At 40.2% G+C, this 13,878-nt stretch carries 12 protein-coding genes; 3 read left to right on the top strand and 9 right to left on the bottom strand.

What is annotated here, in order from left to right:
• The 7 genes from ACTHN6_RS21410 to ACTHN6_RS21380 all read right to left on the bottom strand — a co-directional run bounded on the left by ACTHN6_RS21410 (position 1) and on the right by ACTHN6_RS21380 (position 7,909).
• Positions 1 to 2,172: a cbb3-type cytochrome c oxidase subunit I gene (locus ACTHN6_RS21410; protein WP_440437825.1), complete on the bottom strand. Its 2,172-nt coding sequence runs from the start codon at positions 2,170 to 2,172 to the stop codon at positions 1 to 3.
• A 45-nt stretch (positions 2,173 to 2,217) separates the two neighbouring features.
• Positions 2,218 to 2,649, bottom strand: coding sequence for an RrF2 family transcriptional regulator (locus tag ACTHN6_RS21405; RefSeq protein WP_440437824.1), 432 nt, complete (start codon positions 2,647 to 2,649; stop codon positions 2,218 to 2,220).
• Positions 2,650 to 2,847: 198 nt separating this feature from the next.
• On the bottom strand, positions 2,848 to 3,177 hold the full coding sequence (locus ACTHN6_RS21400) for a metal-sulfur cluster assembly factor (protein ID WP_440437823.1): 330 nt from the start codon (positions 3,175 to 3,177) through the stop codon (positions 2,848 to 2,850).
• A complete protein-coding gene (locus tag ACTHN6_RS21395; protein ID WP_440437822.1) occupies positions 3,174 to 4,439 on the bottom strand; it encodes a hypothetical protein in 1,266 nt (421 codons plus the stop codon). Before ACTHN6_RS21395 ends, ACTHN6_RS21400 begins: the two co-directional genes overlap by 4 nt.
• Positions 4,440 to 4,458: 19 nt before the next feature.
• Positions 4,459 to 5,310, bottom strand: a complete 852-nt coding sequence (locus ACTHN6_RS21390) for a DUF2249 domain-containing protein (RefSeq protein ID WP_440437821.1) — start codon at positions 5,308 to 5,310, stop codon at positions 4,459 to 4,461.
• A gap of 31 nt (positions 5,311 to 5,341) precedes the next feature.
• Positions 5,342 to 6,247 carry a DUF2249 domain-containing protein gene (locus ACTHN6_RS21385; RefSeq protein ID WP_440437820.1) on the bottom strand — a complete coding sequence of 302 codons (906 nt, stop codon included), beginning with the start codon at positions 6,245 to 6,247 and terminating at the stop codon, positions 5,342 to 5,344.
• A 297-nt stretch (positions 6,248 to 6,544) separates the two neighbouring features.
• Positions 6,545 to 7,909 carry a dipeptidase gene (locus ACTHN6_RS21380; RefSeq protein WP_440437819.1) on the bottom strand — a complete coding sequence of 455 codons (1,365 nt, stop codon included), beginning with the start codon at positions 7,907 to 7,909 and terminating at the stop codon, positions 6,545 to 6,547.
• A gap of 256 nt (positions 7,910 to 8,165) precedes the next feature.
• Here ACTHN6_RS21380 and ACTHN6_RS21375 point away from each other — a divergent pair, with 256 nt between their 5' ends.
• From ACTHN6_RS21375 to ACTHN6_RS21365, 3 genes are all read left to right on the top strand, one after another.
• Entirely contained in the window at positions 8,166 to 9,701 is a 1,536-nt protein-coding gene (locus ACTHN6_RS21375) for a tagaturonate reductase (RefSeq protein WP_440437818.1), read from the top strand.
• 116 nt (positions 9,702 to 9,817) lie between these two features.
• Positions 9,818 to 11,326 carry a serine hydrolase gene (locus ACTHN6_RS21370; protein ID WP_440437817.1) on the top strand — a complete coding sequence of 503 codons (1,509 nt, stop codon included), beginning with the start codon at positions 9,818 to 9,820 and terminating at the stop codon, positions 11,324 to 11,326.
• A gap of 133 nt (positions 11,327 to 11,459) precedes the next feature.
• Positions 11,460 to 12,146, top strand: coding sequence for a 2-C-methyl-D-erythritol 4-phosphate cytidylyltransferase (locus ACTHN6_RS21365; protein ID WP_440437816.1), 687 nt, complete (start codon positions 11,460 to 11,462; stop codon positions 12,144 to 12,146).
• Positions 12,147 to 12,212: 66 nt separating this feature from the next.
• Here the strand turns inward: ACTHN6_RS21365 and ACTHN6_RS21360 are convergent, their stop codons facing one another.
• Both ACTHN6_RS21360 and ACTHN6_RS21355 read right to left on the bottom strand, forming a co-directional pair.
• The gene (locus tag ACTHN6_RS21360; RefSeq protein WP_440437815.1) at positions 12,213 to 13,397 is read right to left on the bottom strand and encodes an acyl-CoA dehydrogenase family protein; all 1,185 of its coding nucleotides are present in this window, start codon (positions 13,395 to 13,397) and stop codon (positions 12,213 to 12,215) included.
• Positions 13,398 to 13,475: 78 nt separating this feature from the next.
• The gene (locus ACTHN6_RS21355; RefSeq protein WP_090656024.1) at positions 13,476 to 13,871 is read right to left on the bottom strand and encodes a response regulator; all 396 of its coding nucleotides are present in this window, start codon (positions 13,869 to 13,871) and stop codon (positions 13,476 to 13,478) included.
• Between the last annotated feature and the right edge of the window lie 7 nt (positions 13,872 to 13,878).

Raw genomic sequence — 13,878 nt, 5'->3', positions numbered from 1 at the left:
TTAATATGATTTGGCAGGTTGAGAGATGAATGAACTATCTTTTTCAAGTTGCTGAATGGCCGAAGATTTTACATCTATTTCGTTGGTGCGTTTTATCATTTTATACATATTATAGGCGAAGAATACATGAGAAAGCCACATAAGGGTGCCGCCGATGGCCCGCCACAACCAGTAAGGTTCCATCAATTTTACACCATCCATAAAAGGCTTGCCATTCAGCCATAATAAACCTTTTAATGTGCTGCCATACATAAGCGGCACAGTATAAAAAAGTAATCCTATCAAGGCCATCCAGAAATGAGCGCCTACCGTTATTTGCGGCGCTTCTTTGCCGGTAAGCCTTGGCACCACAGCATATATGCAGGCCCATAAAAAGAATGATATAATACCGTACATGGTTAGATGGGAATGTGCCACGGTAAAATCTGTAAAATGCCAGATAAGATTAGTAGAGCGGAAGGCTTCTGCCGTGCCCTGCATAGAACCGGTGAAATAAAAGATAATACCCACTAAAAAGAACGGAAGTGTATAACTGTCTTTGATCTTATACCAGGCGCCTTTAAAAGTCATGAGGAAATTGGTAGTGCCGGCAATTACCGGAATAGCCATACCTCCGCTGCCAACTATTGCTACAGTTTGAAGCCACCAGGGTATTGCACTGAATACAAAATGGTGTGTGCCGATGAGTGTATAAAACAATATCTGCGTCCAGAAAGCAAGGATACCAAGGCTATAGGAATAGATAGGTTTGTTAAGCTGCTGTGGCAGGAAATAATATACAATGCCAAGCGTAAATAACATAAACCACATTCCTACACCCTGGTGCATGTAATAACCCTGAACGATGGTTTCTCCTAAACCATTTTGCCAGGAAGGAATATAAGCAGTTAGCGAGATTACGATAGTGAAAATAATGGCCGATACCATATACCAGTTGGAGATATAAATTTCTTTTGTAGTGCGGCCCGCAATGGTTTTAATATAATTGATGAGGCTGAGCGCAAGGCCAATACCGAATAACAGCATAACAGGCCATACATATTCACGATATTCACCGCCGCCGTTATTAATACCCGCCATTAAACAAACAGAACCAATAATAACCGACGCATTGATAAGGAACAACGCATACCAGCCCAGTTTTATACTATATATTTTTACATTGCTTACCCTCGGCACTATATAATTGCCCAGGCCAAGCATGCCAAGCGAAGCCCAGCCCCAAAACACAGAATTGGTATGCACAGGGCGCAGGCGGCCAAAGCTAAGCCAGCTCACATGGTCAGCATCGGGCGCCACGAATTTAATGCCGAGGTATTCGCCGATAGTAGTTCCAAATAACAACCAGAATGCTGAGCAACCCAGGTACCAAAGCACCAGCCGGGATAAAGCAGGATCGATATTTGGACGCGGTAAAGCCTTCTTCTTGATGGCCACGATAGGCATGCCCGGTTCCTGGCTAATGTTCAGCAAACCTCTCGAATCTTCTGCGGGTTCGCTTCCTGATAATTCATTGTGGGAAAGCGAATAATCGAGCGCTTTCTTTCTTTTCTTCAATACGTCATTAACTTCTTCATCCGGTAATGCCTCCAGGTATTCGGCCAGCTTTGCGGCTTCTTCAAGGCGTATTTTATTCCGCTGCCGGTTAATGGCATTGCTTATTTTAATGGTAAGAAGAATGAGGCCCGCCAGTATAGGAATTAAAATAAGTATGATGGTGATGATAATACCGCCTTCGCCCAGCAAGGAAGATGCGTCGCGCTTTCCAGGCGATTGAGCTACAAGGTTACTGCCTGGTAAGAAGATAAATAATGATGCAAAAAAGACTAAAAGCATGTTGCCTGCTTTGCCGGAAGATTTTTTATGCCGGTGCTGCAATAATTGTTCAATCTGTTTACTGCTGAGTTGCTGCGTATATTCCTTTAGCTTCTCTTTATAGGCTTCTGTTCTGTGTTTCTTATAACTGCTCTTCAGCGTTGAAACTCTTTCTTTGAGCAAAACGGCAGCTATAAGCAGCAAAATTGCAATGATGAGCATAAGCCACAGCCATGCTTCTTTTGATTCAAATGAAAAAGCTGATGGCTTCATGCCCTGCGCCCACAATGGAAAAGCAGTAAACAACAACGGGATAATTGACAGGCACTTCATCAATAACATATTCCTGCATTTCATATTTAAGATATTAATACCTTTTTGTCTTTTATTATTGTAAAAAAATTATCTTTTCAAAAAAGCTATATTATTTTCAAGCGCTTCTGTAAAAGCATCTATCCTTGTATTTTGCAGCATATCGAACAAACCCTGCCGCACCTTCTTGAACTCAAAATGAATGGGGCATGGTTTTGTTTCCGAACATTGCTTTAGGCCGAGGCCACAGCCGTAAAAAATTTTATCGCCGTCTACTGCCTTTACAACATCTGCCAGCGATTGCTTCATAGATGCTTTATCAAGGTAAAACCCGCCTGAAGGCCCTTTGGCAGATTGCAACAAACCCTTACGGGTTAAATCCTGCAGAATTTTTGCGATAAAATGTTCGGGTGAATTAATGCCTTTGGCTATTTCTTTTATACCTACCCTGCTATCCTGTCTTGTTTTTTGTGCAATAAATATCATAGCCCTTATAGCATACTCGCAGGTTTTTGAAAACATTCTTTGTTTTTATGATGCAAAGATAAATTCCAATTTTTAATAAAAGAGAAAAAACTCTTTTATTTGCCAAATAAATTTTTAAGGGGTAGCGGAACTTACCATCGGCACAGCCAAACAGGTCTGGTGAAGAGTTTCGAAAAATATATTCATACCCCTTTCCTTGGTTAGATCGCTGTCTCGGACCGGCCTTGTTTATATTCATTTCATTCCCAATTGTATCCTGCCTTCCGGTGTAAGCATTTCAAATCCCCAGGGCGGATCAAATGTCAATTCAACCACTATTTCTTTTCCGGGGAAAACTTTTTCCAGTGCATTATGTACTCCATTGGTAATGGCTTCGCCCATCGGGCAATGCGGTGTGGAGAGCGTCATCGTTACAATAATATTGTCCTGGTTAAACGCCACATCATATATCAGTCCAAGGTCTATCACGTTTACAAAAAGTTCCGGGTCTATCACATTATACAGCGCTTCCTGTGCTTTTAATTTTTCCGCAGAATATGGATCGCTTAATGATATAGTCATCATACAATTTTTGTTTTATGCAGCAGCACCTTCATTACATTTATTACATACAGCGAAGACACGATTATCCATATTGCAGCGGCAATGCGGATAATAATGGCTGCATTTATAACGATGCCTGCGCAAAGCATTATAAGGGCAAGTATATAAAGCCTGAATTGCCATTGCACCAAAGTTTCGCTGTATAATTGTTTGGGCAACGGCACCTTTACTTTTCCTGAAAGATTTTTGTAATGTGCATTCCATACAATAAAGGGCAGGGTTTTAAATGTTTTGCCAATTATAATACCTGTTATCCATCCCATAAATAAAAGGGCGCCATATAATATTGCCCAACGGGAACCTGCTGCATATACAATTACAGGTATCAATAATATAGCGGCGCCCAGGCTTAGGAAAGAAATAAAGGCATGTTTCATCTGCACATCTACATCTTTTCTAACGCGGCCTTTGAATGTATCATATAAATAGAGCAGCCAGCATACAACACCGGCAGCAATCAATATGACATATATAATTATCCTTGCCGCAACAATGCCAAAAAAATAGCCATCGCATAAAAAGAATAATAATCCTGCATTTTGAAGCATGCAGGCATATAGCAGCAGCTTTTGCTTTGCAGATTTGCCTAACAAAAACATCGGTACAAGTTTACTGCTTACACCGGTTATTAATTGAAGAAACCAGCCGGCTAACCCTGCATGTGCATGCAATTTTAAAATTTCAAGATGGTTTTTACTGAAGAAAAAATAGCGTAAATTAATAGCGAGCAGCAATCCTGCTATGGCTGTAAATAATAACCACGCGCCTGAAGTAACAACAAATAATTTTACAACCGAATAACGAATACAAATGCGGCTTGTAAATAATACATTGATAAGATAAGCACATGCTGATAACACAATCAGCGCTCCCCCGTTTATCATCAGCCAGCCGGTATAAAAGTTATAAAAAGCCACAACAAGCAAAACAATGCCTGCTGTTAAAGTATACCAGCATATAGCTGCGATAGCCGGACTAAACAAATCACGTTCGCATATTACAGGCAGCAGTTGATACGCTGCACCAAAGATGATCATTGTTCCCCAGCCCAGCGCTGCTGTATGCACAATTGCCAGCAGGTGTGGATTGAAATAGTGGCTTGTGAGATTACCTGCATCAAAAAACAGTAAAAGGCAAAGAACCCAAAATGCTATGGTGGCCGTTGCATAAAAAGGAAGAACTGCATTGTTGGGCGGAGCTTTGCCTATATTGATATCTGCCATTGAGCAGGATTATTTACTGTTATACTGATGATGTTTCAAATAAGATCATCTTCACATTCTTTTCATCAATTGTGTGAATATGCACTTCATAATTTTTATTTGCCAGTTCTTCAAGAAGATATACAGGCACTCTTTTATGATGAACAAATAGCATGTTGCCTTTGGGAAGTTTATCTAATTCTTTCAAGATGGTTTGCATCGGTAAAGGCATCTCCAGGCGGCGTACATCTATTTCTTTAATCTTCTCTTTTGAGAAAGCATTATATACTGATTGAAAGGAATCAGCATCATCCATAATCACTTTATCCACTGCATTACCAGCAGCTTTATTTACAACATCCTCTCGTTGTTTTTTTAGGAAATAAGTATAAAATTCAGTATGGCTTTTTGCTTGCACATAACTGTCTTCTGCCTTTTCCTGCTTCAGCAAATGAATTAATGGCGTTGGAATAAAACTGTTGATGATGCATAACACTTTGCCGGGCGGCACTTCTTTAAACTTCCCCAGTATGTTTTTCAGCGGGTCTGTACCCGATTCAATTATGGGGCGCACATCATACCATATAATATCGCTCTCTTTAGCATTACGCAACCAAAAGGGTTTAGGTTGAATGGTTGTTTCTTTAGCTGAAGAAGTTATTTCATAACTAAAACCCAGCGGTATCAATGCCGCTACAATATCTTTCACATTACAGTCCGCCATTTTTGCCGCTTCAGATATATTCACCCTTGAAGCCATCACCTTCCTCAGCACAGGATTTTTTAAACGGCGCAACGGTTTTGCAACTGCTGCAATAGCATCAATGGCTGATTTATTCAATGCAATCAGCTCTGATATTTTTGTATGGTCATTGATTATCATTTCTTTCATGGCGATATAATTTATTTGCAACGAAACCTATCTATACCGCTGCTGTTTCGGCTTCAAGTGCAGCTACTTTTGGAAAAAGAATATCTTCTTCCACATGCATACAATGCGTGAGTATGCTGTGCAATTCTTCCAGCTTTTGATAGAAATAAGTAAAAGAATTGCAGGCGCCGTAGGGTAGTGTGTAATTATTGGTTAACCTGCGGAAATACTCGAGGTCTTCTGTAATAATCACATGCTCTTTTTGCAATAACAGCAGCGATTGTTTAATAATATCCAGGTCAGTTATTTCATCTTCAACAGCACTGTTTTCTGCTGACGCAATTTGTTTGATAGCCGGCAAAACAGCATTATCTTCTTTATCAATATGCACCTGCAGGCTTTTAAAAAAAGCAGGTATGGATTGTGCAAGACGGTTTAGTTGCGGGTATTGGCTACCATGCCGTTCGGCAACTTTTTCTGCCAATCCTGTTATAACTTCTGCATTATTTTTTATGTAGGCATGGTATGTATTAACAATATAAGCCGAAAGAAAATTCAGCTCCAGTTTATCAATTCCGGGCAGAGGAGTATGCTTCTTCTCCCCTTCTGATATTTTTTCAGATGCTTTACCGGCATTGCAGCTATAATCAATCCCTTTTGCTTTAAATACTGTAGCCTTGCGCAGGTCTTTTTCAGAAACAGCCGCAGCATTTTCCTGCTCTTCATTCTTGTTTTTAGCAATTTTCACCTGCCAGCGCAGCGGCCCCTGCTGAAGGTATTCCCATTTAAATATATTACCGCGTTCACCCAGAAGCTGGTAATACAGCGGTTTAGGGTCATGATCATTATCAATAATAAAACTTTCGCCGGCTTCCAGATCATCAAAATGCTTAAAAATAGTTGGATGTTTAAGTTTTGGTTCTATCCGGGTAACATCTAAAATTTCTGCCGTTACCATAATGTTTAATTTTTAATTGTGTGGTTTAATTACAGCTGCAAAAGTACATGTTAATTCAAATAAAAGACAAATTTGTCTTTTATTTTTTTGAAGCAAAATAAATATGGGTTATCATCTAAATATGAGGGTGTTATTTATCAAATAATTGAATTGGCTGCTGATCCGAAAATTATAGTGCGAGAATTATAAACGAATCTGCCCGGAACTAAATTTATAGCTTCGGGCAGATTATGAAGTGATCTTAAGCAGCGCTGACTTAAGTAAGTGCAGCTTTGATGCATAACTTAACAAGATGCATTATTCTTCCGCAAAATATTTATGAAAATAAGGAATGGTTTCAATGCCTTTATAATAATTGGCAAGATCAAATTTTTCATTCGGACTATGCAGGTTGTCACTATCTAAACCAAAACCCATGAAAATAATTTTTATGCCAAGCTCCTGTTCAAATAATGAGCAGATAGGAATGCTGCCGCCGCCGCGTACAGGAATCGGCGCTTTTCCAAAAGTTGTTTCAATGGCTTTTGAAGCTGCTTTATAACCTTTACTCTCCATAGGCGTCATATACGGTTCACCGCCATGATGCACCGTAATTTTTATATCCACATAAGGCGGTGTAATCTTCTTCAAATGATTAATGAGCAATTCCGTTATTGCTTCTGATTTTTGATTGGGCACCAGCCGGCAACTGATCTTTGCATGCGCTTTTGAAGGTAAAACTGTTTTAGAACCTTCGCCCGTATAGCCACCCCATATACCATTCAGTTCAAGTGTAGGGCGGATGCCTGTACGTTCATTAGTTGTATAACCTTTTTCCCCCCACAATTCTTTTATACCAAGGTCATTCTTATAAGCTTCTGCGTCAAATGGCGCTTCAGCCATCAGCTTTCTTTCTTCGGCAGAAGATTCCACCACATCATTATAAAAACCAGGTATGGTAATATGATTATTTTCATCGTGCAGGCTCGCTATCATTTGTGCAAGTATAGTAATGGGGTTGGCAACAGCGCCGCCATATACACCACTGTGCAAATCGCGGTCAGGGCCAGTTACTTCAACTTCAATATAACTCAGGCCACGCACACCAACATCCATGCTCGGCGTATCAAGGCTTAGCATAGAGGTGTCGCTTATGAGAATTACATCGGCCTTTAATAAGTCTTTATGTTCTTTTACAAAAGTGGAAAGGTTGGGGCTGCCCACTTCCTCTTCACCTTCAATAATAAATTTAATATTGGTGGGGAGCGAGTTGGTGGCTGTCATGGTTTCAAACGCTTTCACATGCATATATACCTGGCCTTTATCGTCGGCAGCACCGCGGGCATATAATTTTCCATCTTTTACAACCGGTTCAAAAGGCCCGCTGTGCCAGAGTTCCAGCGGATCGGGCGGCTGCACATCATAATGCCCATACACCAGTACGGTGGGTTTGGAAGCATCAACTATTTTTTCACCATATACAATGGGATGACCGGCGGTTTTATATACTTCAGCTTTATCGGCGCCTGCATCCATTAATTTTTGTTTCATGGCTTCTGCACAAGCCAGCATATCATCTTTGTGTTCACTGCGGGCACTTACGCTGGGTATGCGCAGCAAATCAATTAATTCATTTAAAAAGCGGTCTTTATTCTGTTGTTGATATTCTTTCCATTGATTCATAAAAAAAATTTAGAAGTGAAACGAAGGTAAGCGAAAGCGGCAAAGAGAACAATCACTTGCGGAATATCACTTCTTAATAAAATGTTTACTAAAAAAATAATACCGTTTAAATATTCCGAGAACATTTTGAAAATGTTCTTCAGAAAAACATGGTATGTTTCCTTACATTCATTCAATTATGTATGTAGTATTGCTTTGCATATATTTTTATTGAAGCTTATGCGGATTTGTTACTGTAATTAAATAAACAATAAGTATGGAGTTAAAAAAGGATTTGATCGCGGAAGGGAACCTGCCTTCAACATTCAGCGTGCCGGAACCATCAGTTTTTAACCTGCCTGAAAAAGTGCTGCAGTTTGGCACAGGCGTTTTATTACGCGGCCTGCCTGATTTTTATATTGATAAAGCGAACAAACAGAACGTTTTTAACGGCCGTATTGTTGTGGTAAAATCTACCGGAAGTAATGTGGATGAATTTTCAAAACAGGATGGATTATACACGCAATGCATTAAAGGTTTAGTTGACGGAAAGCCTGTTGAAGAATATATCATCAATGCATCCATAAGCAGGGTTTTAGCGGCCCAGCAAAGCTGGAACGAAATAATGGAGTACGCACAAAGCGCAACCATGCAAATTATTATTTCAAACACAACAGAAGTGGGCATAGAATTAAAAGCAGATGATGATATTAAGGCTGCGCCGCCTGTATCTTTTCCCGGCAAACTGTTAGCATTTCTATATAAGCGTTTTCAGCATTTTAATGGAAGCCCGGAAAGTGGAATGGTAATCGTTCCAACTGAATTGATTACGGATAATGGCAAGAAATTAAAAGAGATTGTATTGCAGCTTGCCGGTATACATAAACTGGGGCAGGCTTTTATTGACTGGCTTAACACTGCCAATGATTTTTGCGATTCACTTGTTGACCGTATTGTTCCGGGTGCGCTTAAAATACAGGATCAGCTTGCGTTTGAGAAAGAGGCCGGTTATAAAGATGGGTTGACAATTATGAGCGAGCCTTATAGTTTATGGGCTATTCAATCGGCTTCTGAACGGACGAAAGAAATACTCTCGTTTTATAAAACAGACGATAGCGTTATTATAACATCCGACATCAATAAATACCGCGAATTAAAATTGCGCCTGCTGAATGCAACACATACCTTCAGTTGCGCTTTATCTTATCTGTCAGGTTTTGAGCTGGTATATGAATCAATGCGGGACGAAACTATTTTCAATTTCATTAAAAAATTGATGATGGATGAGATCGCCGGCTGTATTGTGGGTGCATCCATCACCCGTGCTGAAGCAGCATCTTTTGCCGGCAACGTTATAGACCGTTTCTCCAATCCTTATATCGAACATAAATGGTTAAGCATTAGCCTGAATTATACAGCCAAAATAAAAACACGGTGTGTGCCATTAATTATGCGTTATTATGAAAAAACGCGTAAAGTTCCTTTATACATGTCAGCTGGTTTTGCTGCCTGCATTTTATTTACAAAACCTGTTGAAATAATTGATGGGGTTTATTATGGCGAAATACAAAACAGAAAATATAAAATCAACGATAGTAACGCCGGGCTTCTTTATTCTTATTGGAAAAATGCTTCCGCAGGCGTTGCCGTGCAACAAATATTGAGCAATGATTCGCTTTGGGATATTGATCTCACAAGCATTCCGGGCTTTGCAGCTTCGGTGGAATATTTTTTAGTGCAGTTTGGTATCAGCGGGTTCAAAAACGAAATCATCCGTTTATTGCATGAAGGCGAAATACAAAATGCAGGATAGTACCCGGAATGCCAGCAGTTAAGCAACAGGTAAACATATACAGGAAAATTGCGTATGGTTTTTGCTAAGGGAGGGCAATTTTATTAAATTATTATCTTTCAAGCTTAATTGCTATCATGAAAAAGACAACGCTTTGCATCCTTCTGCTTTTGGGAATCATCTATGCTAAATCCCAGCCCTCATTTGTAAAAGACAGCATTGACAGTTATATTAACAAAGGCATGAAAGACTGGAAGATCCCCGGTCTTGCCATTGCAATTGTAAAAGATGGCAAAGTGGTTTTAATGAAAGGTTACGGCGTTCGTAATCTTGAAACAAAAGAGCCCGTTGATGAGAACACACTTTTTATGATTGCAAGCAACACCAAGCTTTTCACCGGCACATCGCTTGCAAAACTTGATTATGAAAACGAGCTTTCTTTAAACGATAAGATCACCAAATATTTTTCCTGGTACCATGTGTACGACAGTACAACAACTCAGCTTGTAACCATAAAAGATATGCTCTCGCATCATCTTGGTACAAAAACTTTCCAGGGTGATTTTACATTCTGGAATTCCCAGTATTCGAGGGATTCGCTTATGTATAAAATGCGCCTGCTGAAACCAACAGGCAATTTCAGGCAGCAATGGGGTTATTGCAATACCTGTTTTTTAACGGCGGGACAGGTAATTGAAAAGGTTACAGGCAAGCCATGGGAAGTATATGTGTATGATAATATTGTTGAACCATTAGGCATGGAAAACACGCACACGCTTGGCAACAATATGGAGCAAATGCCCGGCGCCGCAACGCCTTACAGTAATTCATTCAGCGAAACTTTGCAGAAACTGCCTTATGATAATATTGATAATATGGCTCCTGCGGGTTCTATTGTAAGTTGCATAAAAGACATTTCAAAATGGCTATTAATGCAGCTTGACAGCGGCCGTTATAATAACAAGCAAATTATTCCGTGGCCGGCTATACGCACAACAAGAGATATGAATACGATTATTACCAGCCGCAAAAACACTTTCCTGCCTTATCATTACTATGGTTACGGTTTGGGTGTTTTTATGAGCGACTATGGCGGCAAACAGGTATTTGAACATACCGGCGGCGCTGATGGTTTTGTGTCCAACACCTGCTTTGTGCCGGAAGAAAATCTTGGGATTGCCATTTTTACAAACAACGATAACCAGTCGTTTTTTGAACTGCTCCGCTATAAAATATTAGATGCTTACTTTGGCTTGCCGGCAAAAGATTACAGCGCCATGGCTTTACCAAATTATCTTGAAGCCCGTAATAACCGGCTTAGCGAAATAGAATCATACAAAGCAAGAATTAAGAATAAAAAGACACCGCTTTCTTTGAGTGTTTATACAGGTGATTACACTAACCCTGTTTTCGGAAATATGTCGATAAGAATTGTGGGCGGGGATATGGTTTTAAAATTCTACAAGCATAACCTGACTGCAAAGATAGAATACATGGATAGTAATGAATGGCTGCTTGAATATAGCAATCCTGCTTATGGAATATTCCCTGTGCACTTTGTAACAGACGGCGCCAAAGTAATTTCGGTTGATATTAAAGTGAACGATTTTCTTGAGACCGACCCCTACACATTCATTAAACAATAGTATCAGCACCCTTATCAGTAAAAAATAATTCGCTTTCTTTACTCAATAAATGGAGCGCCCATATAAGATGTATTTTACACCCGGGGAATGTATATCAAGGGCGTTACATGAGGCAAAAAACAAATATGCACGAATGAAAAAATATGCGGTAATAGTTGCCGGCGGATCTGGTAAAAGAATGGGCAATATTATACCAAAACAATTTTTACTGCTGAAAGGAAAGGCTGTTTTATGGTACACGCTCGATACTTTTTTAAGAGCTTACAACGACTTAAAGATCATATTGGTTTTACCCGGTCAACATATTCAAAATGGTAAAACCATTATTGGCAGTTTTAAGGAAAAGGATCGGATAAATATCATTACCGGTGGTGATACCCGCTTTCATTCTGTTCAATGCGGGCTTAAAGAAATCAAGGAGGAATCAGTAGTTTTTGTACATGATGCAGTACGCTGTCTTGTTTCAGTTCCGTTAATTCAACGGTGTTATAAAAATACGATTGAGCATGGAAGCGCTGTTCCGGCTGTTACAGCCACAGACAGCATACGTATAATAAGCGATACAGGTCACACTGTTGCAAAACGGGAAGATGTACGCATTATTCAAACCCCGCAAACATTTTTAAGCAGCATAATTTTACCGGCTTTTGAACAGGAATATACAGACGCTTTTACAGATGAAGCCACCGTAGTGGAAGCTTACGGCACTGAAGTGTTTTTAACGGAAGGTGAATATGATAACATAAAAATCACAAGGCCGGTTGACATGATGATTGCAGAACGCATACTGGAAGAACGTTCTGCATTAAAGCAGGTATAAAACGTAACTACATTGATGCAATAAAAAAATCTGCAAATCTTAAATCCCTGATCTTCGTTCACCTGATTATTTAAACGCATTAAAACCCGTTACATCCATGCCGGTTACAAGTAAATGAATATCATGTGTGCCTTCATAAGTGAGTACGCTTTCAAGGTTCATCATGTGACGCATAATACTGTATTCGCCGGTAATGCCCATGCCGCCAAGCATGGCTCTTGCATTACGGGCAATATCCGAAGCTATTTCGCAACTGTTGCGCTTGGCCATACTTACCTGTGCGGGTGTTGCCCGGCCTTCGTTCATTAAAACACCAAGACGCCAGACAAGCAATTGTGCTTTTGTTATTTCGGTTATCATTTCAGCCAGTTTTTTTTGCTGTAACTGGAATGCGCCGATAGGTTTATCAAACTGCACGCGTTCTTTGCTGTATTGGAGCGCTGTATCATAACAATCCATAGCAGCGCCAAGGGCACCCCAGGCAATGCCATAACGGGCTTTGGTTAAACAGCCAAGCGGCCCCTTTAAACCTTTTACGTTTGGAAAAATATTTTCTTTCGGCACGCGCACATCATGAAAAACAAGTTCGCCGGTAGCGCTGGCACGCAGGCTCCATTTGCCATGCGTTGTAGGCGTTGTAAAACCTTCCATGCCACGCTCAACAATTAAACCGCGTATCTCTCCGTTTTCATCTTTGGCCCAAACAACTGCAACCTGCGCAAAAGGCGCATTGCTTATCCACATTTTAGCGCCATTTAGTATTACATGATCGCCATCGTCTTTAATATTTGTTATCATACCCGCAGGATTGCTCCCAAAATCGGGTTCGGTCAGGCCAAAACATCCCAGCCATTCACCGTTTGCCAGCCTGGGCAAATACTTATTACGCTGTTCTTCGCTGCCATAAGCATAAATGGGATGCATAACCAAACTGCCCTGTACGCTTGCTGTTGAACGAACACCGCTATCGCCGCGCTCCAGTTCCTGCATCATTAATCCATAACTGATATAATCCAAACCGCCGCCACCATATTCGGGCGGAATGGTTGGGCCAAAACAGCCAAGTTCACCCATTTGCTTTACTATAAATTCAGGGAATGCTGCGCGCTGCGCATAGTCTTCAATAATGGGGGAAATTTCTTTCTTTACATAATTGCGTACTGTTTCGCGAACAAGTTTGTGCTCATCGGTTAACAGTTCATCTATAAGGTAATAATCCGGCGATTGAAAATTGTCGGTCCTGGAAGCCATCGCGTGTTTTTTAATAAGTAAATAAAGCCCGGCAAAGGTAGCTAGTTAACGGTATCAGCAAAGGCTTTATAACATAAATTACGTGGAAGCATATTTGGCTGTTATTTTTGAAAGATGCTCAACAGTAATGGGTTTTATAATAAAGCCCGCAGTTTTATAACTGCTGGCCCGGTCGTAATCTTCCTTGTATAAACTCGAAGAAAATATATATACGGGAATGTCTTTGGTTATTGTTTCAGACCAAACATTAAACCACTCAATAAATTCCCACCCGTTCATCACGCTCATATTCAGGTCAACGAATATCAGGTCGGGCAAATTATCGGTATTTTTCATTAAAAAAGTTTGCGCCTTGCTACCGTCTTCGCACGAAACAAATTCAGCAGCAAAGTCCGTAAGCTTTATTAAGCGTTCGCAAATTTTTACCGTTATGATGTCGTCATCAATAAATAATACTTTATCAAAAGCTGGCATATGTGTT

Origin of the sequence: Parafilimonas sp. (genome assembly GCF_051953455.1) — a bacterium.
Classification (GTDB): Bacteria; Bacteroidota; Bacteroidia; order Chitinophagales; family Chitinophagaceae; genus Parafilimonas.
Note: the sequence above shows the minus strand (reverse complement) of the source record. Positions and strands in the feature narration are given on the sequence as shown.

Coding starts and splice junctions, on each gene's coding strand:
- ACTHN6_RS21410 (WP_440437825.1), bottom strand. CDS start 2,172: ATGAAATGCAGGAATATGTTATTGATGAAGTGCCTGTCAATTATCCCG.
- ACTHN6_RS21405 (WP_440437824.1), bottom strand. CDS start 2,649: ATGTTTTCAAAAACCTGCGAGTATGCTATAAGGGCTATGATATTTATT.
- ACTHN6_RS21400 (WP_440437823.1), bottom strand. CDS start 3,177: ATGATGACTATATCATTAAGCGATCCATATTCTGCGGAAAAATTAAAA.
- ACTHN6_RS21395 (WP_440437822.1), bottom strand. CDS start 4,439: ATGGCAGATATCAATATAGGCAAAGCTCCGCCCAACAATGCAGTTCTT.
- ACTHN6_RS21390 (WP_440437821.1), bottom strand. CDS start 5,310: ATGAAAGAAATGATAATCAATGACCATACAAAAATATCAGAGCTGATT.
- ACTHN6_RS21385 (WP_440437820.1), bottom strand. CDS start 6,247: ATGGTAACGGCAGAAATTTTAGATGTTACCCGGATAGAACCAAAACTT.
- ACTHN6_RS21380 (WP_440437819.1), bottom strand. CDS start 7,909: ATGAATCAATGGAAAGAATATCAACAACAGAATAAAGACCGCTTTTTA.
- ACTHN6_RS21375 (WP_440437818.1), top strand. CDS start 8,166: ATGGAGTTAAAAAAGGATTTGATCGCGGAAGGGAACCTGCCTTCAACA.
- ACTHN6_RS21370 (WP_440437817.1), top strand. CDS start 9,818: ATGAAAAAGACAACGCTTTGCATCCTTCTGCTTTTGGGAATCATCTAT.
- ACTHN6_RS21365 (WP_440437816.1), top strand. CDS start 11,460: ATGAAAAAATATGCGGTAATAGTTGCCGGCGGATCTGGTAAAAGAATG.
- ACTHN6_RS21360 (WP_440437815.1), bottom strand. CDS start 13,397: ATGGCTTCCAGGACCGACAATTTTCAATCGCCGGATTATTACCTTATA.
- ACTHN6_RS21355 (WP_090656024.1), bottom strand. CDS start 13,871: ATGCCAGCTTTTGATAAAGTATTATTTATTGATGACGACATCATAACG.